A 24,467-nucleotide genomic window follows, 5' to 3' on the forward strand; every position below is an offset into this window, starting at 1 on the left:
TATAGAATGAACAAGAAAAGATTATTTATACAAGTAGCTGCGGCGATTGTGCTGTACGTGGTAATTTCCTTGATATTGGAAAAGGAATATACACAACCTGTCATCATCAGGGAAATCTTGGAAGGCGTCGTTTTTGGACTTTTATATGGGGTGTTCGTTTATTTTCGGGAAAAATTTAAGAATAAAAAGGAGTAATAGGTATCGACAATTCTACCCCAACCTACATACAGTTGTGCAGAACCTATCAATTGCGTTATTTCGCGAACAACTGTGACATATCCTTGAATGCCTTGAATTCCAGTGCATTTCCGGCAGGATCTAAGAAGAACATAGTTGCTTGTTCACCTACAAGCCCCTCAAACCGTATGTAGGGTTCAATGATAAAATCCACTCCTTTAGTTTTCAGTTCCTCGGCAAAGCTTTTGAAAACCTCCCACGGTAAAACCACACCATAATGGGGTACGGGAACATTTTTCCCATCTACGGCATTGGTGTGCAGTACTTCTTCGGATTTAGGTTTGTAATGAATGACCAATTGGTGCCCGAATAGGTTGAAATCTACCCAGTGGTCGCTGCTACGACCTTCTTCACAATTTAAGACTTCCCTGTAGAAGATGCGGCATTCATCTAAATTATGGACGGGAATGGCAATATGGAAAGGAGCTATATTTTGCATGGAAAGAGGTTTTTGGTCTAAACGCTTTAAATGATTCTGGATTATTCCCCTTAAAAATACCGCTTTCCTAGGTATTTAAAAAGTCAATGATCTTTAGGTTCACATTATCCTGATGCATGGAATGTCCTAGGCCTTTGGTAATATATAAATAACTGTTCTCCCATTGGGCGTGGACCTTCTCCGAAGCGATGAAAGGTGCTATCGGGTCTTCCTTATCATGGATCACCAGACCTTTTTTAGGTAAATGACCTTTGAATTTCGAGGTTGAAAAATCTTTGATCCCAAATCCGTAAATTTCATTAAGGTATTCATTTAACCCTTCAAGTACCTTATCATTGAAACGCAATAGTCTTTGATAATGGTTCATGATATCTTCGAGATCGGAAGGGGCACCAATAGTAATGAGCTTTTCCGTAATCCTATTCGGGTATTTTTCCTCATGATATAAAGTGGTCATGCCACCCATAGAATGACCTATGACATATTTTGGCTTATATTGGTCGATTATGGCTTGGGTACATTCCGTATACAAAGGAACGTTCAATATTTTGCCTGTTGAATATCCTTGGGCGGGAGCGTCAAATGCGATGATGTTATAGTCTTCTTTCTTTAAATACGAAATAAGGTTTCTCCAGCGAAAGACATTGCTTTCCCATCCGTGGATTAAAAGTACGGTCTCTTTATTTCCTTTCCATTGATAGGTCTGCAGTTCAAGGCCGTTTGTTTTGATCCTATTGCTTTTGGCTTCATCCAAAAATTCCCGTTGCAGATCGAGAACCTTCCCTTTTCTAGGGGTACAGAATAGCATAAAGGCTTTTTCGGCTGCCTTTTTTTTTGCAATGTGGGACCAAAGATTAAAATAAGCACCATAAAATATGGGGATGTACTTATTAAGGATTTTGCTCATATGTTAAACAGTAAGGAATTGTGGGCATTTGTTACGGATAGGTTAGGTCAGTAGCCTATTCCCATGCGATCATCAAATATTTGATTTTTGCATTGTCCGGAACTTGAACGGCTTCGATATTTGGGCTGGAAACATATCTAAGGCTCTCGGGCAATTGGCTTTTGTCTATGGTAAAATAAACATCACTATCCTTTACGAAAATGATGATGTTGTTTATTGAGGTAACGATTTTTTGAATCGTATATTTTTCTTTGATATCCTTGAAGGTGCTGTTCAGGCCTATGCCTTTCTCGGTTTCAAATCGGGGGTCGTTTACCCTTACATTCTGTATTTTGGGTATGCTATCTAAACTAGGGGTCAGGGTCAATAAATGATTGCCTCCCTTTTCATATACTTTTATACTTCTTGCTCCTAGTCCTGAAGCCAGTTTCATGGTGTCCTTTACGATGGAATCTTGATAGAAAATCAGGTCCAGATCCCGAACCAAACTTATCTTTTCAAGTTTACCCACACTATTGTTGGTGATAAGGAAACTCGTATCCTTTTCTTTTTGGCATTGTACCATTACCGCAAGGATACAGATGCCCATAACTAAAGTTATCTTTTTCATTTCTATTAACGCATTACCTTTTTTAACACTCCTAATACGCCACGAATAAACGTGGCACTGGTCAAGACTTTGATAACGGGATTCTGCCTCGTACTCCTTCGTGTTGTAGTTCTTCTGCTTGTTGGCTTTTCTTTTTCTTTTTCGGCCTCTTTCTCGGCTTTTTCTATTTTTTCATTCAAGATTTCGTAGGCACTTTCCCTATCGATTTCTTCATTGTATTTAGGTACTAAACCGGAACTTTTGATGACAGCGTTCAATTCCTTTTCCGTTAGAACATCCATACGGCTCATTGGTGCGCGCAATAACGTGGCTGCCAATGGGGTCGGTCGTCCTTTTTCATCCAAGGCCGATATCAGCGCCTCCCCGATTCCTAGTGAAGTCAAGACCTCTTTTGTGTCATAGAATTCGGATATAGGATAGTTTTCCGCTGTTAATTTAATCGCCTTTCGGTCCCTCGCGGTAAAGGCACGTAAAGCGTGCTGAACTTTTAGTCCCAACTGTGCAAGTACCTCATTCGGTACATCGGTAGGGTTTTGGGTAACGAAATAGAGGCCGATACCTTTAGAACGAATCAATTTTACGATACTTTCAATCTGATCTAGTAAAGCTTTTGAAGCTTCCTTGAAAATCAAATGTGCCTCATCTATGAAGAGGATAAGTTCTGGTCTATCACTATCTCCCTGCTCAGGAAAGGTTGCGTATATCTCGGCCAAAAGGCTCAGCATGAATGTAGAGAACAATTTGGGGCGATCTTGTATATCGGTCAAACGTAGAATATTAATATATCCCCTGCCATTTTCATCGATTCGGGTCAAATCATCTACTTCGAAGGATTTTTCACCAAAGAACAGGTCGGCACCTTGTTGTTCCAATTCTATGATTTTACGTAAAATAGTACCTGTAGAACTTGTTGAAATTCGACCATAATCCTTGGTGAATTCTTTTTTGCCCGTTCCTGTAGCGTATTGAAGTACTTTTTTGAAATCCTTTAAATCCAGTAGCGGTAATTTGTTGTCATCGCAGTATTTGAATACCACGGCAACGATACCTTCTTGGGTTTCGGTCAAATCCAAAATCCTGGAAAGGAGTGTAGGGCCGAATTCAGAAACCGTGGCACGTAATTTTACACCGTCCTGTTCTGAAAGTGAAAGTATTTCCACAGGAAAACTATTGGCTTCAAAAGGGATGCCGATTTTAGCATGCCGTTCATCTATTTTTGGGTGTCCGGGGCTCGGCTGGGCGAGTCCGCTAAGGTCACCTTTTAGATCCATCAGCAAAACAGGAATTCCCTTATCCGATAAATTCTCGGCGAGTACCTGGAGCGTTTTGGTTTTTCCCGTTCCTGTTGCCCCTGCGATCAAACCATGGCGGTTCAAGGTTTTTAGGGGTATTTTAACCAAGGCATTTGTAACGGCTTCACCATTAAGCATCGCCGCTCCCATGGTAATTGAATCTCCTTTTGTGGCATATCCTTTTTCGATATGCGCAAAGAATTCGTCTTTGGTACTCATAAGGTCTAATTTTCGATAAAAATAGGGCATTTTTAGGCAACAATAAAACGATTGGTAAGTACTATCTTTGCCAAATGATTAAAGATGATGTTTTAGAATTGGTAAACAAGGGATTGATGCTTCCGTTAATGGAGGAATTTTATACCATTCAAGGTGAAGGTTTCCATAAAGGGACCGCTGCTTATTTTATTCGTGTAGGTGGTTGTGATGTGGGCTGTCATTGGTGTGATGTGAAAGAAAGTTGGAATGCCGAGACACATCCTCCAACAGCTATTGAAAGTATTGTGGAAAAAGCGGTGACGTATTCCGATACGATTGTCGTAACGGGAGGTGAACCTTTGACATGGGATATGGGGCCTTTGACCAAGGCATTGAAGGCGAAAAATGTACAGACCCATATTGAGACTTCCGGAGCCTACCCGCTTAGTGGTGAATGGGATTGGATCTGTCTTTCCCCGAAAAAAAACAAATTACCGACAGGTGTAATCTATGATAAGGCACATGAATTAAAGGTGATCGTTTACAATAAGCACGATTTTATTTTTGCAGAGGAGCAGGCGGCGAAGGTGAATAAGGATTGTATTCTGTACTTGCAACCTGAATGGAGCGTACGTGATAAAGTGATGCCCATGATCGTTGATTTTGTTATGAAAAACCCGAAATGGAAGGTGTCCTTACAAACGCACAAGTATCTGAATATTCCGTAGACCGGAGTCAGTAGTCAGTAAGCAGTGAAAAGTAAGCACCGGTAAGTGGTACTGTTAAATTTATCTACCACCATTGGCCTGCAGGTCTAAAACGCATTCATCGCCTAGTTCGGGAATGGAAACAAGACCTTTGGCGGCCCTATTCTGTAAAAATTTCCCCATACTGGTGCCAAATTGCAATTCAGCACGCATAAGGCATCCTTCTTCGGTACAATGGTTGTCCCCAATTTCATTACCGTCATCATCTGTCGTAGTCCCTTCATGGTCGTTTACGGGTGTGGAGCCTATATTGACAAGACCCATCAAATGGCCGAACTCGTGGTTTAAGGTTGCGGTTTCTACATCGTCGATATCAACGGCAAAGCTTTTGTTGGCCAAGGTTCTAATGGTTTCTTCATAAATGACCATAGAGGTATTCCAATATACAGCACCTAAGGTAACCAGGTCTTCGTCCTCTATATCGTCTTCTGAAGGGGCATCGGTAAAATATATATAAATGCCAAGGGTGCTTCCATCATTGTAGATAGTTCTATTTTCTTTTTCCAGATCGTCAATTTCCTCCAACGTCAACTTTTCTTCGTTTGGGGAATCCAGTTCGGTATATATCAATTCAATATCCTCTTTGAAGGAATATTTTTTAAGGAATGCAATAAAATCCGTCATCGCATTTGTTGTGGGTTTATAACCGGTTACATATGCGATTTCTATTTTAAGCTTGTCGAATGTATTATTCGATAGGATATCATTGGCAGAAGCGCCAGAAGTTTTATAATTGGCCGAATAATCTATTTTATTTTGATCAACGGAATCGTTCGAATCTTTTGAGCAACTGTTTATCAGCCCAAAAAATATAAACAGTAATGCCCAAAGTCGATTTTTCATAGCTTGTTTTTATAAAATAACGTATTAAGAATTGAATTGGTATTATAAATGTGTTAAACGGGCCAAATAATCGAAATGCTCACCCTCACATATGAGTTCACATTTCAGTTTGGCATCTGAGGCTGCATTATTCAAGGTGTTAAAATCCAAGTATAACCAAGGGAATAATGAACTTGTGGCTCCTTTATACTGCATGGTGAAATCCACTTCCCCGTAATAGGTTTCTATTTCGGGTTTCCAATCCCCATCGGACTCATCTTCATCCTCAAACATATAAATGATATCCGAAGAATCCAACAATATCTGTCCATTTGGTCGCATCAGTGATTTAAAATGTTCCAAATAGGTTTTTAATAACTCCAACTTTCCTGCAATGCCAATGCCGTTCATAAGTAGGAGCAAGGTATCGTATTTTTGCCCCCTATGGTCTAATATAGAAGTGCAAACGGTATTTTTCACCCCTCTTGAACCACAACATTCAATAGCACCTGCCGAATGGTCAAGAGCCGTGACCTGAATACCTTTTTCTTGCAGGTAAAGACTATGGCTACCGGCCCCACACCCAATGTCCAGAACAGAACCTTTACATAGATCAAGAGCCTTTTGTTCAATTTTCGGCATTTGGTCATAGGTCCTGAACAGATATGGCACGGGAATTGTATCCTGTTCATCCAAAGATGAATAGGTAGCGATATCCTCGGTGTAATTGCCGTTGAGATAATCCATTAGAGCCAAGCCGAAAACATCGGTGTTCATATAATTCGTAATTTGCAAACAAAATTGGGGCTTTTAGTCCGTTATAAAAAACCGAATATGCAGCAATTTAAAATATTATTTTTTTGTTTTCTTTTTGTCCCTACGGTCTTCATGGCCCAGGACTCCGATTTCTCAAATGATGTAAAGGATTATTTGGAATCCAATGGTAGTATGCAGCAATATGAATATGCCTATGACCAATTGATGATCATGATGGAAGGGCGCTACCCAAAGAACGAAGGTAATAAACAGGGGTGGGCGTATTTGGAAGAGAATAAGACGAAGGCATTGGCAGATATAAAGAACTTAATGGTTCCTATTTACCAAGCTAATTTTACCCAAGGGGAAATAAAACAAATGGCAGCTTTTTACAAATCGGAAGCCGGGGTTTTATTGATTACGGATCGCGCAAAAATGACCGAGGCCCACAAAGAGGAATTAAATACTTTTTATAACTCGGCTGTTGGTCAAAAGATAATAAGCAAACAAGAAGTGCTAACGACCGAAATTTCAAAGGTATCCGAGGGATGGAGCCGTGATTTGTACGAAACTTCGATGAGTCTTTTGAAGAATGGATGAGGTTATAAAGCAACTTCCTAAGAAAGCTGCTGAAAAGCATAAGGAAAACAAGAAATTCTTCACCAAATTAAAGAAGAGACCACCAAAGAATCTTGACTATGTGATGCAAGAATTGCACGAGGCCGAATTTCAGCGAACTGATTGTTTGGACTGTGCCAATTGTTGTAAGACCACAGGACCTCTTTTTACCAATAATGATATTGAGCGCATTGCAAAGTTTTTTAGAATGAAGCCCCAAAAATTCATTGGCCAATTTTTACGGGTCGATGAGGACAGTGACTATGTTTTACAGGAAGTGCCCTGTACTTTTTTGGGAGCGGATAACCTTTGTTCAATATATGATGTTCGACCCAAGGCATGTCGGGAATTTCCGCATACCGATCGCAAAAAATTTCAGCAGATCAGTAATCTTACCATGAAGAACGTTGCCATTTGCCCTGCCGCGTTCAATATTGTGGAAGAAATGAAGAGAAAGTTGACTTAAACCTATTCAATGGTTGAATTCGTCACTTCTATTGGCGTATCACTGTGCATGGAAATACTTGGGTAAACAGGATACCATGAACCTCCTATATTGTTGCTGATTACCGAGTTGTCTATTCTAATATTACCGGAATGGTCATTGCTGACAAAAAATATGGATGAACCATAGGCAATTACCTCGTTCTGTTCTATCAATGATCCTAAAACGGTTAAGGTCATGGTATTTCCATCATTATAAATGGCGCCACCACTACCACCTCCCGGTGTTCCTGATTGGGCCGGATTTCCACCATTTCCTATAGCTTTATTATAGGAGAACAAACTATTGATAATGGTCCATGAGACACCGATACTGCTTAACGCCCCACCGTTGGAGCCTGTGTTCCCATAACCTTGCATACCGCCAAAAGTGCTGTTTACGATATACACGGGTAAATTGTTATACTGGCTAAATACTCGAATGGCACCACCACCAACATCCGGTCCGGTACTTGCACAAACATTATTGAAAAATCGACAATTTACGGCTTTGAACCTTCCCCCTCGTACCCAAATAGCCCCACCGCCAGCATATTCGGTTTCATGGATCGAATTGCCATCTGCAAAGGTGATATTTTGAACCGTTAGCCTAGGGTGGTCTTGATCCTGGCAATGATCGGTTGTCCATACTTGATCGGGGTCGCAGGTGTTCATGTACAAAATTCGATTAGTTCCATTTCCACTTAAGGTAACCAAACCCCCTCCATCTATAATTACATCCCTGTTGGCATCGTTGAATACCTTGGCGGTCTTGTCCATAATAATGGTGATTGGGTCCGGACCGCAATCAAAAGTTATTTTACCGCCTTTGGCGACAGCATCAACAACAGCATCACACGTACAGCTTTCTGGAGTGCCATCACCGACTATCGAGTCGGGATTCGTTACATCTTCAGTCCCAGCTTCTGCGGGGATTGGGGAGTCTCCATCTGGATTTCCGGCGGCAGGACCGTTTTCTGGATTTTCCAACGGATTTAGAACTTCTATGCTCGGTTCTAAATTTTCGTCATTGGAGCAATTGGTCAAAGTGAACGTTACTGTACAGAAAACCATTAGCTTAATAAGCTTACTGATTTGGGAATTAAGTGCTTGCATTTTTTCACGACGTTAGTATTAAAGATAACGTGTGGGATTTTAGATAATTGTTTAAAATTATGGTTTGTGTATCCTTGGATTTTAAAAGTTGTCGGGTGAAAATAAATCCTTGAAAGGCTTATTCGTATAAGAGATGTTTTTTCCTAATAGCCTTGAATTTTTCTAAATCTTCTTGCCAAGAGGCCTTTATTTGTGCTTCTGATTGTCCGGCTTGTATTTGTTCCTGTAATTTGGTAGTTCCGGCATGTTTTGTAAATCCGTCCGTAATGAAGAATTTGGATTTATCCGTTGAGTTTTCATAAGCATCGATGATCCACTTCATTGATACCTCGTTCATTCTAGGAGTTTCTGAAAGATCCATTCCATAGCAGATCTTTCCATTTTCCTTAGGGCTTTTTGAGCCGAAGTTAGGTGTTGGTCGGTATTTGAAATCGTATTGTGTGCTATCCAGGAATGAGGCTCCATATCGTTGAAATTGAAATTCGGAACCCCGACCGGCATTGATGTTGGTGCCTTCGAACAAACCTAAACTCGGATAAAGGTTAATGGCGGTATCGTTAGGTAGGTTGGGGGAAGGCCGAATAGGAAGGCTATATTGCGAATCGTGGGAGTAATTTTTCAAGGGGATAACAGTTAGGTTAGCCTTGACCTTGTCTGTAAGCCATCCTTCTTCATTGATCATTTGGGCATATTCCCCTATGGTCATACCATAGACTAAAGGAATGGTGGTCATACCCAAAAAACCCGTATGTGCTGTTTCCATGGTTGGCCCATCTACATAATGTCCGTTTGGATTGGGGCGATCTAGAACCACAATGGGGATATCATTTTCGGCACATGCTTCCATTACCAATTGAAGTGTGGCGATATAGGTATAAAAACGAACTCCCACGTCTTGTATATCGAATAAGATAATATCTATATCCTGTAAAAGTTCTTTGGAGGGTTTACGGTTTTTTCCATAGAGTGAAATCAAGGGTAACCCTGTTTTGGTGTCTAGGCCATCCTTTACTTTTTCACCGGCATCTGCCTGTCCGCGAAATCCGTGTTCTGGTGCAAATACCTTTTTAATATCGATATCACGGCTCAAGAGGGAATCTACAAGATGTGTGTGTCCATCTTCTTTGAAGATAACACTTGTGATGTTCGCTACCACGCCGACTTTTTTCCCTTTCTGAAGTCCTATGTAATCTTCGGTACTGTTTGCTGCGACCACAATCGGTTTTATTTCAACCTCTTGGTTGCTCCCAATATTTGCGTCAATTCTATTTTTAGGCTGTTTTTCGGTGTTTCCACAGCCTGACATAATTAAAACCCATAAGAAAACTGTATTTTTGAAACTGGATAAAAATGCCATAATTTGAATTTAGAATATTTTATAGCCAAACGACTCATTAGGGGTAAGGAGCATAAAATTAGCATATCTGCGCCAATAATAAAAATAGCGATTGCCGCTATTTCCATTAGTGTTTTTATGATGCTGATCGCTATAGCCACCGGGGTCGGACTTAAGCACAAGATTCGTGAAAAAGTTGCTGCCTTCAATGGCCATATCCAGATATATAATTATGACAACAACAATTCGGATGTTTCGTTGGTGCCCGTTTCAAAGGAGCAGGATTTTTATCCTAATTTCACAATTGTCGATGGTATTGTGCATGTTCAAGCGGTAGCTACCAAAGGGGGTATAATAAGAACTGAAGAGACTTTCGAGGGGTTTATAGCCAAAGGGGTAGGGTCCGATTTTAATTGGGATATTTTCAAAGAATACTTGGTAGATGGAGTATTGCCAGATTACTCTGGGGATTTGAATACCGAGGTGTTACTGTCCAAATTAATGGCCAATAGGTTGCATTTGAAGGTCGGGGATTCTTTCTCGGCATTCTTTCCTAAAGAGGAAGATCCTTTGAAACCGAACCAAAGGCGGTTCAAAGTGGTTGCTATTTACGATAGTGGTTTTGAAGAGATCGATGGTATGTACGTTTTTGTTGATATTCGCCATATTCAACGCATGAACAAATGGGATGAGAACCAAGTAGGTAATTTTGAAGTTTTTCTCAATGGTTTTGATGATTTGGAACAAAAAAACAGGGAAATCTATGGTAAGATCTTATCAAATTTAGATACCCAAACGATTACGAATAAGTATTATAAGATTTTCGAATGGATCGGGTTGTTCGATTTTAATATAGCCCTGATCATAGGTATCATGATTATCGTTGGTGGTATTAATATGATTACAGCTCTTTTGGTGTTGATCCTAGAACGGACCCAGATGATCGGAATTTTAAAAGCTTTGGGAACGGGAAACTGGAGTATTCGGAAAATATTCCTTTACAATGCCGCTTATTTGATCGCCGTCGGACTTTTTTGGGGCAATCTCCTGGGGTTGGGTTTTATATGGTTACAGGGGAAATACCGATTTCTGAAATTCCCTAATCCTCAAGAATATTATATGGAATATATTCCGGTTCATATTGATGTAGTCACTGTTGTACTCCTTAACCTGGGTGTATTGATCCTATGTTTGTTGATGCTGTTGGTACCCTCTTATATCATTACAAGGATAAGTCCGGTCAAGGCCATAAAATTTGAATAGAAAAACCGATCATAGAGATACACTTAATTTCAAAAACCATGAATAAAAGATTACTCATTGCAGTCCTTTCAATATCATTATTTTGTTTTCAAACTTCGGCTCAAAAGCTTTCCAAGACAGAAAAGAAATTGATAAAAACCGTCGAAAAGAACAATTCGGAAGCGATTTCTTTTTTGGAAAAAACAGTGAACATTAATAGTGGGACACTGAATTTAGAAGGAGTCAAAGAAGTGGGGCAAGTATTTAATGATGCCTTCGAAGCCATTGATTTTGAAACAACTTGGTTTGGTATGCCTGCGGAAATGAACCGTGCCGGACATTTATTCGCGGAAACAAAAGGAACAAAAGGTAAAAGATTATTATTGATCGGGCATTTAGATACGGTCTTTGAAGAAGATAGTCCGTTCCAAACCTTTGAGATGGTCAATGACAGTATTGCCCATGCGCCAGGCGGAAATGACATGAAAGGTGGTAACGTTATCATTCTTTATGCTTTACGCGCCTTAAAGGAAAATGGTTTGTTGGGTGATGCCCAGATTATCGTTGCCTTTACCGGTGACGAAGAGAGTAGTGGAAAGCCTTTGGAAATAAGTAGAAAAGATTTGGTAGATGCAGCTAAACGTAGCGACATAGCTTTGGGTTTTGAAACTTCCACGGGCTTTAATTATGCAACCGTTGCCCGTAGGGGATCATCAGGTTGGGAAGTTGAGGTGAAAGGGAAACGCTCGCATTCTTCCGGTATTTTCAGTGAAGAGGTCGGTGCGGGTGCGATATTTGAAATGTCGAGGATTCTAAACCGATTTTATAATGAAGTTCGAGGTGAAGAATATTTAACTTTTAACCCTGGTGTTTTATTGGGAGGTACGTTTTTGGACTATGATGTTAAAACGGGAAAAGGGAATGCCTTCGGAAAAAGTAATGTAGTTGCACAAACTGCCGTGGTAAAAGGAGGTCTGCGTTTTATTTCGGAAGAGCAAAAGGAAAATGCGCGAGAGAAAATGCGAGAGATCGTGGCCGATAATCTTCCCCATACAACGGCTGAGATAAAATTCGAGGATAGTTACCCTGCTATGGGACCTACGGAAGGGAACAAGGCTTTGTTAAAGCAATTGAACCAAGTGAGTTTGGATCTAAAACAAGGGGAGGTCATTGCCTATGATCCGGGGAAACGTGGTGCTGCCGATACCTCGTTCGTAGCAGCCTATGTAGATTGTTTAGATGGTTTGGGAACCATGGGCACTGGGGCGCATACTCCTGAGGAGACGGTAAATTTGAATACAATAGAGGCGCTGACCAAACGAACAGCGGTACTTATTTATAGACTTATTAATGAATAGAGGATGGTGAACTTAAAATTTGATTTACAAACAGTAAAAATAGATGCTGGCGAACTGGTAAGTTACAATGTAGGGGGCTATGAGTTCATTCATCAAAAAGGGAGTCCGGGTTGGCGAAATTCGGATACCGAAATGTTTCCGATCATTGGCCCAACGGCCGATGCGGGTTTTTCTGTAGAAACACCAAAAGGTAATGCGGTTCAAGATCAGCACGGATTGCTTCGTGAGTTGGATTATATAGTTGTTGAAAAAACGGAAGATTCGGTGGAATTGGTGAAGGAATATAAAGCCAATACCAAGGTTAAGAATTCTAAATATCCGGATAAGTCCACCGCAGCTGAATTGTTCTGGCCTTATGATTTTAGCTTTAAAAAGTCCTTCCGGCTAAAAAAAGATGGCCTGTATATTTCCTTTACGATTGAAGGGGAGCAAGGTATGCCTTTTATGTTGGGCTACCATCCTGCTTTTAAGTTGCTTGGTGAAAATGTGGGTATAAAAGCAAATGGGAAGGTTATTGGTATTCCGGAAATTATCGAGGTCGGGAGTAGGGCCATGCAGATTCCGAATTGTGAATCCATCCTGTTGAGCGATGAACAAAGTTTGGTGATTTCGACAGAGGGTTTTGGTCATTTCATGCTCTGGACAGAAGTTGATAATATGGTTTGTATAGAACCCATAACCTTCTACCCGTATGACGTGGAACAAAAAGAACTTCATAAGGGCTTTTTCCACTTGAATGCGGATAATGGTAACTTCAAGGTGAATTTGCAACCTAAAAAATAAAACAAGATTCGTGAAAAATTATTTGGGACTTTTTATCTTAACGGTGTTTGTAAACCTTAATGCACAGGAAACTATGGAGAATGATGTGCCATATGCTACGATTCCCGAAGCACCTGAAGATTATTCAGCGGGAGCGGTCGTGTCCCGGATGATCGATGGTTTGGGGTTTAGATATTATTGGGCTACTGAAGGACTCACCGAAGGGAATTTGGAATATAGGCCCAGTGAAAACGGGAGGAGCATTGCCGAGACCATGGAGCATGTTCATGGATTATCGTTGATTATCCTGAATTCGGCCAAAAAAGAACCCAATGACCTTACCATTGAACGGGTAAAACCGCAAATAAAGGAATTAAGATCAATGACATTAACAAATCTGAAAATGGCAAGTGATTTGTTCAGGGTTTCTGAGGATTTGGCGGCTCATAATATTGTTTATAAAAAAGAAGAAGGCCTAACCGAATACCCTTTTTGGTATCAGATAAACGGACCTATCGAAGATGCGGTTTGGCATGCAGGGCAAATCGTATTGATGAGGCGCTCTGATGGTAATCCCTTTAATTCGAAAGCAAGTATGTTCACAGGTAAAGTTCGCGAATAGATATGATACGGTTGGTAAGGACGAATTCGGGAAATACGGATTTTAAACATCTTGTGAAATTGCTAGATGCGGATTTGGCCATTCGTGATGGTGAAGATCATGACTTTTACCATCAATTCAATGCCATAGATGCCATTAAGTATGCTATTGTGCTTTATGAAAATGACACCCCTTGTGGTTGTGGGGCAATTAAGGAAATGACACCCAAAATCATGGAGGTTAAACGAATGTACACTTTGCCTGGGTACAGGGGAAAAGGGTATGCTTCCAAAATATTGGCGGAGCTCGAAAATTGGGCCGCGGAAATGTCCTATGGAAAATGCGTTCTTGAAACCGGAAAAAAACAACCAGAGGCCATTCAATTATATACCAGAAATAACTACATGATCATTCCCAACTACGGGCAATATGCCGGAATTGAAAATAGCGTTTGCTTTGAAAAAATCTTGAGTCAAATGGTGTAGTATGACAAATGTCATATTATTTGTCATTTACACCGGTTAGGTTTGTTTCCTTTTGGCAATTTTAAAGATGCCGAATGCGGGTTTTGATCCCCGTTCAACCTAACAATCAATGAGTTTATGAAATGAGCATGAACAAAATTAATTTTTTGTTTACCAAACCGAATAATTAATTTTTTTATGCGAAAGCGAGACGTTTGGTCTAAACAGTGATTTTGTATTACGCTTATTTTCAGATTAATTAAAAATTTTAACTAATGAAAAAAGCACATTCTTTCCATATTCCTGTTATGGGCATAGGATTCACGATTGATTCCCCTTTGAAAGTCGCTCAATATGGTATTGACTCGGTTATTTCCCTGGTCGATGACATCCTTCTTGAAAAGTTAAGGAAAATGTACTGTGAGTTACATGAGATGCCTTATAAAGAGATAACGGATAAAATAGAGGACTTTCGCGCAAAGCGGATTACATCATATCTCAATCTCATCAATACATTGACAGAGAAAAAATTCGAGGAATTAAAAGATACGACCATCAACAAGGGTAACGAATTGAAAAAATATATGGGTATGTTGCCCGATGGTAATTCGTTGAAAAAAGAATTGAAGCACCTTACGGATAAAATAAATATCCATGATGCAGGTAATTGGTTGAAAGATCATTTGCCACTTGGGAGTATCGATGTGAATATCATGACGAAAGTGGATAAGGTCAATTATTCGAAAGGTGAGAAATTACCGTCTGAGTATAATGATGCCCATGCCGCACTTAGGGGGTTTGCCGAAAGTGACCTTCATTCTTCCGTGATTCTTTCAGCAGGTATGAGCCCAAGGTTATATGGCTATATGGAAAAATTCAAGGATTTTTATCCGACCAAAGAGGGGTTCCTGAAAAAGAAGATCGTTTTAAAGGTGAGCGATTTTCGTTCAGCGATGATCCAGGGGAAATTCTTGGCTAAAAAAGGACTTTGGGTATCAGAATACCGTATAGAGTCAGGATTGAATTGCGGAGGGCATGCCTTCGCGACCGATGGTTATTTGCTGGGGCCTGTACTGCAAGAATTCAAAGAAAAACGGGATGAATTGATCTCATCTACTTTTGAAGTATTGGTACAAGCCTTGCAAAATAAAAATACCATTGTTCCCGAAACGACTTTGCCACTGAAGATTACGGCCCAGGGTGGGGTCGGGACGGCCGAAGAACATCAATTCCTTATCGATACCTATGAGTTGGATTCCGTAGGTTGGGGAACACCTTTTCTTTTGGTACCGGAGGCCACAACCGTGGATGATGCCACCATGGAGAAATTAATGGCCGCTAAGGAAAACGATCTTTATTTGAGCAATATATCACCTTTGGGCGTGCCTTTCAACAGTCTTAGGGGCAATACCAAGGATGTTGAAAAAGCAGCGTTGATTGCAAAGGGTAGGCCGGGTAGTTCCTGTCCACGAAAATATGTGTCCTTAAACCATGAATTTACAGAAAAGGATATCTGTGTTGCTTCCAGACAGTATCAGCACTTGAAATTAAAACAATTGGATGAACAGGGTTTACCTAAAGATGATTACCAACAACAGTTTGATAAAATCGTGGAGAAATCTTGTATCTGCGTTGGTTTGGGTACATCGGCATTAATGGTGAATAATATCGACACCAAGGTAGAAGGCGAAGGGGTTTCCGTTTGTCCGGGACCTAATATGGCCTATTTCTCCAAATTGATGGGTTTAAAGGAAATGACCGATCATATCTATGGAAGGACCAATGTAATTACCGATTGTGTTCGTCCCAATATGTTCGTAAAGGAACTTTCTATCTATATCGATTACCTAAAAAATAAGATAGGGGAAGTCAAGGAAATAGTAAACAAAAAGCAAGAAAACTATTTTGCTACTTTCGTAAAGAACCTAAATCAAGGTATTACTTATTATGAGTCCATTTTCAAATCGTCAACAGAGGCCTTTATGCAAACGAGGAATAAGGTTTTGGAGGATTTGGAGCACAATAGGGAGAAATTAAGGCTTTTAGATCTTGAAATCGGTAAATTGGTCGCCTTTGAAAAGGTGGTTTGATTTTTTTGAACCACTATGGGCGGTCCGGTAAAAATTGAAGGGGTTTTAGATAGGCCTTAAAGCAAGGGGGCACTACTTTTTTGGGAGATAGGGATAGTGGAACTTTAAGGTCATTTTGTTTTGGTACTGTTTATATAATACTATTGATATAATTTTTCACTAGTGCTGAGTGATTTGTTTAAATTTGACCAATGCGAAAGTTTTTTCCTTTTGTAGATTGGATGCCCGAATACCACAAAGGTTATTTGGTAAAAGATTTGGTAGCCGGACTCACTGTGGGTATAATCCTTATCCCACAAGGAATGGCCTATGCCATGGTTGCCGGTCTTCCGCCGGTATATGGTCTTTATGCATCCGTTTTTCCACTATTGGTTTATATGTTCTTAGGAACTTCCCGACAGCTGGCTATAGGTCCCGTTGCGATGGATTCCCTTTTGGTCGCGGCCGGTTTAGGGGCATTGGCCATAACCGGGGTCGAGAACTATATCGCCATGGCCATTTTTTTGGCCTTTATGGTAGGATCGATTCAATTGTTGCTGGGCTTTTTGAGAATGGGCTTTTTGGTCAATTTTTTATCAAGACCCGTAATAAGCGGTTTTACATCGGGAGCGGCCTGTATCATAATCTTTAGTCAGTTAAAACATCTGCTAGGTGTCGATATTGAACGAAGCAGTATGATGCATGAACTAACGTACAATGTTCTACAGAAAATAGGTGATACCAATCCTTATGATTTTGCCATTGGGGTTATCGGTATTATCGTAATAGTGGTATTGAAAAAGTGGAGCAAGAAAATCCCATCCGTTCTGATAGTGGTCGTATTGGGTGTTTTGGCCGTTTATTTAATGGATCTTCAAGAGTATGGAGTGCAAATTGTTGGCGAGATTCCCAAAGGATTGCCAAGTTTTAAATTGCCCGATTTTGATTTTGAAAAAGGAATGGCGCTATGGCCAATGGCCCTGACCTTGGCTTTGGTCGGTTATCTGGAGACGATTTCCATAGGTAAATCCATGGAAGAAAAGAACAAAGAAGACCGTATAGATGCCAACCAAGAGCTGGTTGCCTTAGGTGCTTCTAATATTGTGGGTTCGTTCTTTCAGGCTTATCCGGTAACGGCTAGTTTTTCCCGTTCTGCTATCAGTGGGGATGCTGGAGGTAAAACCAATGGTTTTGCCTTGTTCAGTGTTATCTTGGTGGTGGTGACCCTTTTGTTTTTGACCCCGCTTTTCTATTACTTGCCCAATGCGGTCTTGGCAAGTATAATCATGGTGTCCGTTTTTGGTTTAATAGATTTTGGTTATCCTAAAACCTTGTTGAAATATAGAAAGGATGAGTATGTGGTTTTGATGCTGACCTTTTTGATTACTCTTTTTGTGGGTATCAAGGAAGGTGTGCTTATTGGGGTTCTTATTTCGTTGTTGTTGATGGTGTACCGTATATCAAAACCGCACTTTGCCGTTTTGGGCAGGGTACGTGGTTCGGATTATTACAAGAACATCAACCGTTTCGGTGAGGATATTGAAATAAGGGACGATTTGCTAATCGTACGTTTTGATTCCCAATTGTTTTTCGGGAACAAGAATTATTTCAAGAAAAAACTAATGCAAGAGGTCAATGCAAAAGGAAAGGCGCTGAAAGGGGTGATACTGAATGCCGAGCCTATGAACTATATTGATTCTACCGCTGCGAATATGCTCATATCTGTAATCGAGGAGTTGCACCATCGTGATATCCAATTTTATATAGCAGGGGCCATAGGTCCTATAAGGGATATTATTTTCAGTAGTGGTATTATAGAGGTTTTGGGTAAGGATTACCTCTTTGTGAGGACTAAAGAAGCGGTGGCATGTTTCAATAATCCGGAAAGTATAAGGGAAACAAACCAAAAAATCGCACATCAAAGGGGATTTTTATAGTAACCTTTGTTACAATGCATAGACGTATAAAAGCTTATTTTTGAACAAATTTGGACAGGAAAAAGATGAAAATAGAACAGATTTATACCGGTTGTTTGGCCCAAGGGGCTTATTATATAGAAAGTAATGGTGAGGCGGCCATCATTGACCCGTTGCGTGAGGTTGAGCCTTATATCCAAAGGGCTAAGGACGATAATGCCAAGATCAAGTATATTTTCGAAACCCATTTTCATGCCGATTTTGTAAGTGGGCACGTTACTTTGGCCAAAGAGACGGGGGCTTCTATCGTTTATGGTCCATTGGCAAATCCGTCATTTGAAGCCATAATTGCGGAGGATAACCAAGAGTTTAAATTAGGGGACCTTACAATAAAAGTTCTTCATACCCCTGGACATACGATGGAGAGTACCACCTATCTCCTAAAGGATGCATCGGGTAAGGATCATGCTATATTTTCAGGGGATACTTTGTTTTTGGGGGATGTTGGTCGTCCTGACTTGGCCCAAAAAGCTGCGGATATGACCCAAGAGGATTTGGCTGGTCTTTTGTATGACAGTCTACGTACTAAAATAATGACCTTGGCAGATGATGTAACTGTTTATCCGGCACATGGTGCAGGTTCGGCCTGTGGTAAGAACATGATGAAAGAAACAGTGGATACTTTGGGCAACCAGAAAAAGATGAATTATGCCTTGCGTGCAAATATGACCAAGCAAGAGTTTGTAGAAGAGGTCACAGAAGGGTTATTGCCTCCACCAAAATATTTCCCTTTGAACGTAAAGATGAACAAAGAAGGGTATGAAGATATCGGTGATGTTCTTGAGCGAGGAAATACCGCCTTGTCTCCCGATGAATTTGAAATCGCGGCCAATGGTACTGGTGCGTTGGTTTTGGATGTAAGGCATCAAGATGAATTTGTCAAAGGGCATATTCCCCGTTCTATCTTTATAGGTCTTAATGGTGATTTTGCTCCATGGGTTGGGGCATTGATAGCAGATGTGAAGCAACCTATTTTGTTGGTGGCCCCGGAAGGTAAGGAGAAAGAGGCCGTGATTCGTTTATCACGAGTGGGCTTTGATGGTACCTTGGGTTATTTAAAAGGAGGGTTCAATGCATGGAAGAACGAAGGTAAGGATTACGATACCATTACGGCGGTAACCGCACATGAGGTAAGCGAGGATATCAATGCTGGAAAAATACCGGTATTCGATGTGCGTAAAGCAAGTGAGTACCTGTCCGAACATGTCGTGGATGCCCACAATACACCTTTGGATTTCTTGAACCAACATTTGGCGGAATTCCCCATAGACAAAACATTTTTAGTGCATTGTGCAGGGGGCTATCGTTCGGTTATTGCCGCTTCGATCTTAAAAAGTAGGGGTATTCATAATATCATAGATATCTCAGAGGGCTTTGCGGCGATAAAAGAATCCGGTATTAATGTAACCAATTATGTTTGTCCAACGACATTGTAAATGAAAGCACCTAAAGGCATAAGAATTGCGATGGCATGTCTTTTATGCTTCTGTTTGGTTTCAATTGTAGTATTTATAATCGATTATGCTGTAACTAAATTTTGATTCTTATGAAGAAGAATATGGGAGGTACCGATAAATTAATTAGGGTAGTAGTTGCTTTAATAGCTGGCCTTTTGGTATATTTTGAAGTGGTTACCGATACCTTTGCCTATATTTTGTTGGCACTGGCGGCTATCTTTGTGCTAACAAGTTTAGTCGGCTTTTGTCCGTTGTATGGGATTTTTGGTGTTGATACATGTAGTAAAAAAAGGTAGTTGTCCCTATATTTTGGAAAACCCAATTTGTAAGTAGCTGATTTTTATCATATTTTGGATTGTTGTAGAAAGTTATTTTTACTAAAATTTGATATAAAATAAACTAACATGGCATATATACTACCATTAGTGAATTGGGGCAATGGAATAATAATGATCGGTGTTTTCGGAGCAGTGGTGATTGGTTTGGTCGTAACACTTCTTATTTTTATGAACAGCGGTAAAAAAGACAAAAATTAGGCCTTGATTCCATTCTTTTATTCTAGGTTTATCTTCGATTCCTGCTCTTCCCTCGTCAGGTGTGTCATGAATCCTGCAAGTTTATTTTACGGTTTTTGGTTCACTTATATGTTTTAATAGTTTATATTTAAAACTATAATTCATCCATCATGATAAAAAACTTTGTTGAACGCATTGGCCTAATGAACTGTATTCTATTGCTCGTAGTTCTTTCGATTATCGTGGTTTCTGAAGTGGTTTTTCTTACCGGCGATAAATTGGATGCTATTTTCATTGCCTTCTGGGCACCTACGATTTTAGGTTTTATGAACTACTTAAAATATAGAAAATAATGGAGTTCATCCTTATTTACTCTATTATCGTAGCGGTCATATTCATGATATGGATCATATTCGTTATTCGCATGTACAACAAATTGAACGATTAGTTTCATTCGGTATCGGACGGGAGTAGTTGTTTTGCTTTTTCCGGATTTCTAGTGAGATAGGATTGAACAATACGTTCGGTTTCCAAGGTATTGTTCTGGGGAATTAAAAATGCCTCCAAGTCTTCAGAAGTATTGACCTGAATATCTTTGTTAACGAAGCCGTAACCCGAATAAATGCCGTTTTTAACCATGACAAAGGCATTTTCATTGTAGTTTCTTCCTTTTTCCTGAATTACGTAGCTTTGACTTTTATCCTTCATTTGGCCAATGGCCCGTTTCACTTTACCGTTATAAGTTTCAATGTTCTCCTTACCACGACATATACCCTCGCATTGTTGTATACGGTAATGTGAACAACTCTCAACGTTTTCTTGTAAATGGCAAAATTTTGCGCATAAAGAGAAAGTCCTACAGACTTCTTCCAGATATAATCGGCAATCCGTGGTATTATAAAAGATGGCAATTGGGTTCGGGGCCAGTTTTAATTTATTGAAAGCCAAATGAAAAATACCGTTTCGATCCTCATAGCAGAAAATTCCGTATCGCTGTACATTTCTTTTTTGGGAGCGATTATATTCGGGATAATGGTGTTTTATGGCTGCGGATTCCATTAATAGCGCAACTAAGTCGCTTCCTGAAAGTTCATGGTCAATATCTGCTGTTTCGGCACACATTTGTATTTCTTTGGTAGCTTTATCATAGAAATGGCTCAATACCCTTTTTTTAATGTTGATGGCCTTACCTACATAAATGATCTTTCCTTTTGCATTTTTAAAATAATAAATACCCGGTGTGGTGGGCAATTCGTCATAAATATGCTTGGGCAAGGCAGGGGGCAAGGTCTTTTCCTGTGAACGGGAGTTTAAGAAGGTTTTGAAAACATCTTCCGCACCTTGGGTTCGTAATAATTTTTGAAATAATAAGGTTGTGGCATGGGCATCTCCCCGGGCCCTATGCCTATCGGTCAAAGGAATATTCAATGCAGAGCAGAGTTTACCCAAGCTATACGAATTGTATCCGGGAATCAATTTTCGGGATAAGCGAACCGTACATAGTTTTTTGCGCACAAAATCCAGCCCAAGGGAACTGAATTCATTTTTTATCACATTGTAGTCAAAACCCACGCTATGGGCCACAAAAATGGTTTCTTTCGTTATTTCAAGGATGTTGTCCGCAATATCGACCAATTTCGGGGCAGTGCGAACCATGTCATTGTCTATACCCGTTAAGCCGGTGATGAAATAAGGTATTTCACACTCAGGATTGACCAAAGAGGTGAATTCATCAACAATTTCATATCCATCATATTTAAAAATGGAGATTTCCGTGATTTTGTTTCCTTTGATACCGTTTCCGGTGGTCTCTATATCTACTATGGTGTACAAATAAGGTTCTAGTTAGAATGGAAGTTTAAAGTTATGGGAAACTTTTTAAATGAACGGATAACACTTCTTTTTTTGGGATTTCTTTATATCGCTATAAGGAAGGGACCGCAGGATAATGGACTATTGTAAGTGTAAAGTTCACATTAATTTATTAAATTGAGACAAGTAGGGCCTTTCTACTTAGGAAATAGAGGATGGTTTTTGTTTTGAAGTAGGGTGGATTAGTCATTAATATTTTGATACTAAGATGGGTATGGTAAAATTTAGGATATTGGTTTTATTGCTTTTGGTCTCTATGCAAGCCTGTGATGAAATTGAGTCACCAAAACCCTTGGGGCCCCTACCTTCGGAACGGCAGTTGGCTTGGCAAGAGCTGGAATACTATGCCTTTATCCATTTTAACATGAATACCTTCACCAATAGGGAATGGGGAACGGGTGGTGAGAAGCCTGAACAATTCAATCCATCTGAGTTGGATGCCGGGCAATGGGCGAAAGTGGCAAAGGAAGCTGGGATGAAAGGGATAATATTAACGGCAAAGCATCATGATGGTTTTTGTCTTTGGCCATCAAAAACAACAGAACACTCGGTAAAGCATTCACCTTGGGAAAATGGGAAAGGGGATGTAGTAAAGGAACTCTCGCAAGCCTGTAAGCAATATGGACTTAAATTCGGGGTGTATCTTTCCCCTTGGGATAGGAACCATAAGGATTACGGTCAAGCATCGTATGTAGATGATTTTCATGAGCAATTGCGGGAATTGTTGTCTAATTATGGCGAAATATTCGAGGTATGGTTCGATGGGGCCAACGGAGGTTCAGGCTACTACGGGGGAGCCGAAGAAACCCGAACCATAGACAATAAAACGTATTATGAATGGGGCAAAACCATTGACATTGTACGGAAATTGCAGCCGAATGCCGTTATTTTCAGTGATGCCGGACCTGATGTTCGTTGGGTAGGCAATGAGGAAGGATGGGCCGATGAGACCAACTGGAGCCTTATGCGCAGAAAGGAAATCTATCCCGGTTGGCCCCGTTATATGGAGTTGCGATCAGGGCATGAAGATGGTACCCATTGGTTGCCGGCAGAAGCCGATGTATCCATTCGTCCTGGCTGGTATTATCACCCTGATGAGGACCATCAGGTAAAGACTTTGACCCATTTGATAGATATCTATTACCATTCCGTTGGAAGAAATTCATCTTTGTTATTGAACTTGCCCGTTGATAAACGTGGATTGGTACATGAAAAGGACGTGGAAAGGTTAATGGCCCTACGCCGGCAATTGGATATGGATTTTGAAAAGGATCTGGCTCAAGGCTTAAAGACGGAAGCTACGGATGAACGCGGGAATGATGACCATTTCAAGGCCTCTAATGTAAATGACTCAAATCCCGAAACATACTGGGCAACCAATGATGGGGTTACCAGTGCTTCCCTCATAATGGAGTTCGATGAGCCTACTAGTGTAAATCGTATCTTATTGCAAGAATATATACCTCTAGGGCAACGTATTGAAAATTTTATCATATCGGCGCAAGTTGATGGTAAATGGCGCGAAATAGATGGGCAGACCACCATAGGGTATAAACGTATCCTTAGGTTTAAAGCGATTAAGGCAGAAAAAATCAAGGTTCAGGTTATGGCTGCCAAAGGTCCGATAGCCTTGTCGAATATTGAATTGTACAAAGCGCCGAAACTATTGACGGTTCCGGTTATTGAACGAAACCGAGACGGATTTGTGAGTATGTCAGTTCCCGATCCGGGCATAGAGGTCTATTATACCTTGGACGGAAGCATTCCTACTACTTCCAGTCTAAAATACGAAAAACCTTTCAAGGTCAATGAGCCTAAAACTGTGACATACATGGCCTATGACCCGGAAACAAAGACTAGTACAGAGATAGCAAGCAAGTATTTTGATATACCAAAGACCCAGTGGGAAATAGTGCACACAACCACGGGCAATATGATAGAGGCCAAGAAATTGATAGACGATGACCCGAATACTTTTTGGGCAACTGAGAAAGGGGTTACGACGATACAGGAAGTAATCATAGATTTAGGTAAGCCTCATAATTTAAAAGGCTTTACCTATATGCCCATGCAAGATCGATATCCGTTTGGGGTTATTACCAATTATGAGTTTTATGTGAGTCCTGATAATAGAAGATGGAAAAGGGTAGTGAGGGGAGAGTTCGATAATATCGTAAATAATCGTATAGAACAAAGAATACCGTTTAGCCCCACCCGAGGTAGGTACATAAAATTAAGGGGCATTAAAGTGACTGGTGAAGATTATCGAACTTCCTTTGGGGAGGTTGGGGTGGTTACACAGAAATGATTTTAAACCTACAGGTCTGCATTCATTTAAATATCTGGACTTTTTTTAACGTTTAAGAGCACCTGAGTGTTATTTAAATTTGGAACTTTTTTTGGAAAACTTTTTTTTCAGAATAGTAATAATCTCTTATTGATTTTGTTTTTGTGTGATTTGTCATCGAATGTCGTTTTCTGTTTTTTAAAAGGCAAACAACAAAAAAGTTCAAGGCCTAGTTTTTAGATTTTTTTTAATCAATATTTAAATGATCGGGTCTGATAATAGC

General features: G+C 40.2%; 25 protein-coding genes. 16 read left to right on the forward strand and 9 right to left on the reverse strand.

Annotated elements, in window-relative coordinates; all coding sequences use genetic code 11:
• Nucleotides 1-6: 6 nt before the first annotated feature.
• Entirely contained in the window at nt 7-195 is a 189-nt protein-coding gene (locus R3X28_RS15670; protein WP_154363777.1) for a hypothetical protein, read from the forward strand.
• A 58-nt stretch (nt 196-253) separates the two neighbouring features.
• On the opposite strand, the gene R3X28_RS15675 is transcribed toward R3X28_RS15670, so the two are convergent.
• The 4 genes from R3X28_RS15675 to R3X28_RS15690 form a co-directional block, all read right to left on the reverse strand.
• Nucleotides 254-676, reverse strand: a complete 423-nt coding sequence (locus tag R3X28_RS15675; RefSeq protein ID WP_317665570.1) for a VOC family protein — start codon at nt 674-676, stop codon at nt 254-256.
• A 67-nt stretch (nt 677-743) separates the two neighbouring features.
• The gene (locus R3X28_RS15680) at nt 744-1,583 is read right to left on the reverse strand and encodes an alpha/beta hydrolase (protein WP_317665572.1); all 840 of its coding nucleotides are present in this window, start codon (nt 1,581-1,583) and stop codon (nt 744-746) included.
• Between the two features lie 55 nt (nt 1,584-1,638).
• Complete coding sequence (locus R3X28_RS15685) at nt 1,639-2,193, reverse strand: hypothetical protein (protein WP_154363771.1); 555 nt, start codon at nt 2,191-2,193, stop codon at nt 1,639-1,641.
• A gap of 5 nt (nt 2,194-2,198) precedes the next feature.
• Nucleotides 2,199-3,704: a helicase HerA-like domain-containing protein gene (locus R3X28_RS15690; protein WP_154363769.1), complete on the reverse strand. Its 1,506-nt coding sequence runs from the start codon at nt 3,702-3,704 to the stop codon at nt 2,199-2,201.
• Between the two features lie 74 nt (nt 3,705-3,778).
• Here R3X28_RS15690 and R3X28_RS15695 point away from each other — a divergent pair, with 74 nt between their 5' ends.
• Nucleotides 3,779-4,411: a 7-carboxy-7-deazaguanine synthase QueE gene (locus tag R3X28_RS15695; protein WP_154363767.1), complete on the forward strand. Its 633-nt coding sequence runs from the start codon at nt 3,779-3,781 to the stop codon at nt 4,409-4,411.
• Nucleotides 4,412-4,471: 60 nt separating this feature from the next.
• Here the strand turns inward: R3X28_RS15695 and R3X28_RS15700 are convergent, their stop codons facing one another.
• Together R3X28_RS15700 and R3X28_RS15705 are read right to left on the reverse strand one after the other, a co-directional pair.
• The gene (locus tag R3X28_RS15700; protein WP_154363765.1) at nt 4,472-5,293 is read right to left on the reverse strand and encodes a hypothetical protein; all 822 of its coding nucleotides are present in this window, start codon (nt 5,291-5,293) and stop codon (nt 4,472-4,474) included.
• Nucleotides 5,294-5,335: 42 nt separating this feature from the next.
• The gene (locus R3X28_RS15705; RefSeq protein ID WP_317665573.1) at nt 5,336-6,049 is read right to left on the reverse strand and encodes a class I SAM-dependent methyltransferase; all 714 of its coding nucleotides are present in this window, start codon (nt 6,047-6,049) and stop codon (nt 5,336-5,338) included.
• A gap of 57 nt (nt 6,050-6,106) precedes the next feature.
• Here R3X28_RS15705 and R3X28_RS15710 point away from each other — a divergent pair, with 57 nt between their 5' ends.
• Both R3X28_RS15710 and R3X28_RS15715 read left to right on the forward strand, forming a co-directional pair.
• Complete coding sequence (locus R3X28_RS15710) at nt 6,107-6,628, forward strand: DUF2059 domain-containing protein (RefSeq protein WP_317665574.1); 522 nt, start codon at nt 6,107-6,109, stop codon at nt 6,626-6,628.
• Complete coding sequence (locus tag R3X28_RS15715; RefSeq protein WP_317665576.1) at nt 6,621-7,112, forward strand: YkgJ family cysteine cluster protein; 492 nt, start codon at nt 6,621-6,623, stop codon at nt 7,110-7,112. The genes R3X28_RS15710 and R3X28_RS15715 overlap by 8 nt, the downstream gene beginning before the upstream one ends.
• 2 nt (nt 7,113-7,114) lie before the next feature.
• Here the strand turns inward: R3X28_RS15715 and R3X28_RS15720 are convergent, their stop codons facing one another.
• Both R3X28_RS15720 and R3X28_RS15725 read right to left on the reverse strand, forming a co-directional pair.
• Nucleotides 7,115-8,245, reverse strand: coding sequence for a hypothetical protein (locus tag R3X28_RS15720; RefSeq protein ID WP_317665578.1), 1,131 nt, complete (start codon nt 8,243-8,245; stop codon nt 7,115-7,117).
• Nucleotides 8,246-8,363: 118 nt separating this feature from the next.
• Nucleotides 8,364-9,602: a DUF1343 domain-containing protein gene (locus tag R3X28_RS15725; protein ID WP_317665579.1), complete on the reverse strand. Its 1,239-nt coding sequence runs from the start codon at nt 9,600-9,602 to the stop codon at nt 8,364-8,366.
• Nucleotides 9,603-9,605: 3 nt separating this feature from the next.
• On the opposite strand from R3X28_RS15725, the gene R3X28_RS15730 reads away from it, so the two are divergent.
• From R3X28_RS15730 to R3X28_RS15780, 11 genes are all read left to right on the forward strand, one after another.
• Entirely contained in the window at nt 9,606-10,844 is a 1,239-nt protein-coding gene (locus R3X28_RS15730) for an ABC transporter permease (RefSeq protein WP_317665580.1), read from the forward strand.
• A 38-nt stretch (nt 10,845-10,882) separates the two neighbouring features.
• Nucleotides 10,883-12,181, forward strand: coding sequence for a M20/M25/M40 family metallo-hydrolase (locus R3X28_RS15735; protein WP_317665581.1), 1,299 nt, complete (start codon nt 10,883-10,885; stop codon nt 12,179-12,181).
• Nucleotides 12,182-12,184: 3 nt separating this feature from the next.
• Nucleotides 12,185-12,964, forward strand: coding sequence for an aldose 1-epimerase (locus R3X28_RS15740; RefSeq protein ID WP_154363752.1), 780 nt, complete (start codon nt 12,185-12,187; stop codon nt 12,962-12,964).
• 10 nt (nt 12,965-12,974) lie between these two features.
• Complete coding sequence (locus R3X28_RS15745) at nt 12,975-13,565, forward strand: DinB family protein (protein ID WP_179955016.1); 591 nt, start codon at nt 12,975-12,977, stop codon at nt 13,563-13,565.
• A gap of 2 nt (nt 13,566-13,567) precedes the next feature.
• Entirely contained in the window at nt 13,568-14,029 is a 462-nt protein-coding gene (locus R3X28_RS15750) for a GNAT family N-acetyltransferase (RefSeq protein WP_317665583.1), read from the forward strand.
• Nucleotides 14,030-14,283: 254 nt separating this feature from the next.
• Nucleotides 14,284-16,098: a hypothetical protein gene (locus tag R3X28_RS15755; protein ID WP_317665585.1), complete on the forward strand. Its 1,815-nt coding sequence runs from the start codon at nt 14,284-14,286 to the stop codon at nt 16,096-16,098.
• 191 nt (nt 16,099-16,289) lie between these two features.
• Nucleotides 16,290-18,014, forward strand: coding sequence for a sulfate permease (locus R3X28_RS15760; protein ID WP_317665587.1), 1,725 nt, complete (start codon nt 16,290-16,292; stop codon nt 18,012-18,014).
• Between the two features lie 65 nt (nt 18,015-18,079).
• Complete coding sequence (locus R3X28_RS15765; RefSeq protein ID WP_317665588.1) at nt 18,080-19,489, forward strand: MBL fold metallo-hydrolase; 1,410 nt, start codon at nt 18,080-18,082, stop codon at nt 19,487-19,489.
• 110 nt (nt 19,490-19,599) lie between these two features.
• Entirely contained in the window at nt 19,600-19,806 is a 207-nt protein-coding gene (locus R3X28_RS15770) for a DUF2892 domain-containing protein (RefSeq protein WP_154363742.1), read from the forward strand.
• Nucleotides 19,807-19,914: 108 nt separating this feature from the next.
• Nucleotides 19,915-20,046, forward strand: coding sequence for a hypothetical protein (locus R3X28_RS15775; RefSeq protein WP_281351206.1), 132 nt, complete (start codon nt 19,915-19,917; stop codon nt 20,044-20,046).
• 149 nt (nt 20,047-20,195) lie between these two features.
• Nucleotides 20,196-20,378, forward strand: a complete 183-nt coding sequence (locus tag R3X28_RS15780) for a hypothetical protein (RefSeq protein WP_154363740.1) — start codon at nt 20,196-20,198, stop codon at nt 20,376-20,378.
• A 97-nt stretch (nt 20,379-20,475) separates the two neighbouring features.
• Here the strand turns inward: R3X28_RS15780 and R3X28_RS15785 are convergent, their stop codons facing one another.
• The gene (locus tag R3X28_RS15785; RefSeq protein WP_317665590.1) at nt 20,476-21,858 is read right to left on the reverse strand and encodes an exonuclease domain-containing protein; all 1,383 of its coding nucleotides are present in this window, start codon (nt 21,856-21,858) and stop codon (nt 20,476-20,478) included.
• 247 nt (nt 21,859-22,105) lie between these two features.
• Here R3X28_RS15785 and R3X28_RS15790 point away from each other — a divergent pair, with 247 nt between their 5' ends.
• Nucleotides 22,106-24,205, forward strand: coding sequence for an alpha-L-fucosidase (locus tag R3X28_RS15790; protein ID WP_411556620.1), 2,100 nt, complete (start codon nt 22,106-22,108; stop codon nt 24,203-24,205).
• Nucleotides 24,206-24,467: the final 262 nt, after the last annotated feature.

It is taken from the genome of Maribacter sp. TH_r10 (assembly GCF_033101095.1).
In the GTDB taxonomy this organism is placed as follows: domain Bacteria; phylum Bacteroidota; class Bacteroidia; order Flavobacteriales; family Flavobacteriaceae; genus Maribacter_A; species Maribacter_A luteus.

Coding starts and splice junctions, on each gene's coding strand:
- R3X28_RS15670 (WP_154363777.1), top strand. CDS start 7: ATGAACAAGAAAAGATTATTTATACAAGTAGCTGCGGCGATTGTGCTG.
- R3X28_RS15675 (WP_317665570.1), bottom strand. CDS start 676: ATGCAAAATATAGCTCCTTTCCATATTGCCATTCCCGTCCATAATTTA.
- R3X28_RS15680 (WP_317665572.1), bottom strand. CDS start 1,583: ATGAGCAAAATCCTTAATAAGTACATCCCCATATTTTATGGTGCTTAT.
- R3X28_RS15685 (WP_154363771.1), bottom strand. CDS start 2,193: ATGAAAAAGATAACTTTAGTTATGGGCATCTGTATCCTTGCGGTAATG.
- R3X28_RS15690 (WP_154363769.1), bottom strand. CDS start 3,704: ATGAGTACCAAAGACGAATTCTTTGCGCATATCGAAAAAGGATATGCC.
- R3X28_RS15695 (WP_154363767.1), top strand. CDS start 3,779: ATGATTAAAGATGATGTTTTAGAATTGGTAAACAAGGGATTGATGCTT.
- R3X28_RS15700 (WP_154363765.1), bottom strand. CDS start 5,293: ATGAAAAATCGACTTTGGGCATTACTGTTTATATTTTTTGGGCTGATA.
- R3X28_RS15705 (WP_317665573.1), bottom strand. CDS start 6,049: ATGAACACCGATGTTTTCGGCTTGGCTCTAATGGATTATCTCAACGGC.
- R3X28_RS15710 (WP_317665574.1), top strand. CDS start 6,107: ATGCAGCAATTTAAAATATTATTTTTTTGTTTTCTTTTTGTCCCTACG.
- R3X28_RS15715 (WP_317665576.1), top strand. CDS start 6,621: ATGGATGAGGTTATAAAGCAACTTCCTAAGAAAGCTGCTGAAAAGCAT.
- R3X28_RS15720 (WP_317665578.1), bottom strand. CDS start 8,245: ATGCAAGCACTTAATTCCCAAATCAGTAAGCTTATTAAGCTAATGGTT.
- R3X28_RS15725 (WP_317665579.1), bottom strand. CDS start 9,602: ATGGCATTTTTATCCAGTTTCAAAAATACAGTTTTCTTATGGGTTTTA.
- R3X28_RS15735 (WP_317665581.1), top strand. CDS start 10,883: ATGAATAAAAGATTACTCATTGCAGTCCTTTCAATATCATTATTTTGT.
- R3X28_RS15740 (WP_154363752.1), top strand. CDS start 12,185: ATGGTGAACTTAAAATTTGATTTACAAACAGTAAAAATAGATGCTGGC.
- R3X28_RS15750 (WP_317665583.1), top strand. CDS start 13,568: ATGATACGGTTGGTAAGGACGAATTCGGGAAATACGGATTTTAAACAT.
- R3X28_RS15755 (WP_317665585.1), top strand. CDS start 14,284: ATGAAAAAAGCACATTCTTTCCATATTCCTGTTATGGGCATAGGATTC.
- R3X28_RS15760 (WP_317665587.1), top strand. CDS start 16,290: ATGCGAAAGTTTTTTCCTTTTGTAGATTGGATGCCCGAATACCACAAA.
- R3X28_RS15765 (WP_317665588.1), top strand. CDS start 18,080: ATGAAAATAGAACAGATTTATACCGGTTGTTTGGCCCAAGGGGCTTAT.
- R3X28_RS15770 (WP_154363742.1), top strand. CDS start 19,600: ATGAAGAAGAATATGGGAGGTACCGATAAATTAATTAGGGTAGTAGTT.
- R3X28_RS15775 (WP_281351206.1), top strand. CDS start 19,915: ATGGCATATATACTACCATTAGTGAATTGGGGCAATGGAATAATAATG.
- R3X28_RS15780 (WP_154363740.1), top strand. CDS start 20,196: ATGATAAAAAACTTTGTTGAACGCATTGGCCTAATGAACTGTATTCTA.
- R3X28_RS15790 (WP_411556620.1), top strand. CDS start 22,106: ATGGGTATGGTAAAATTTAGGATATTGGTTTTATTGCTTTTGGTCTCT.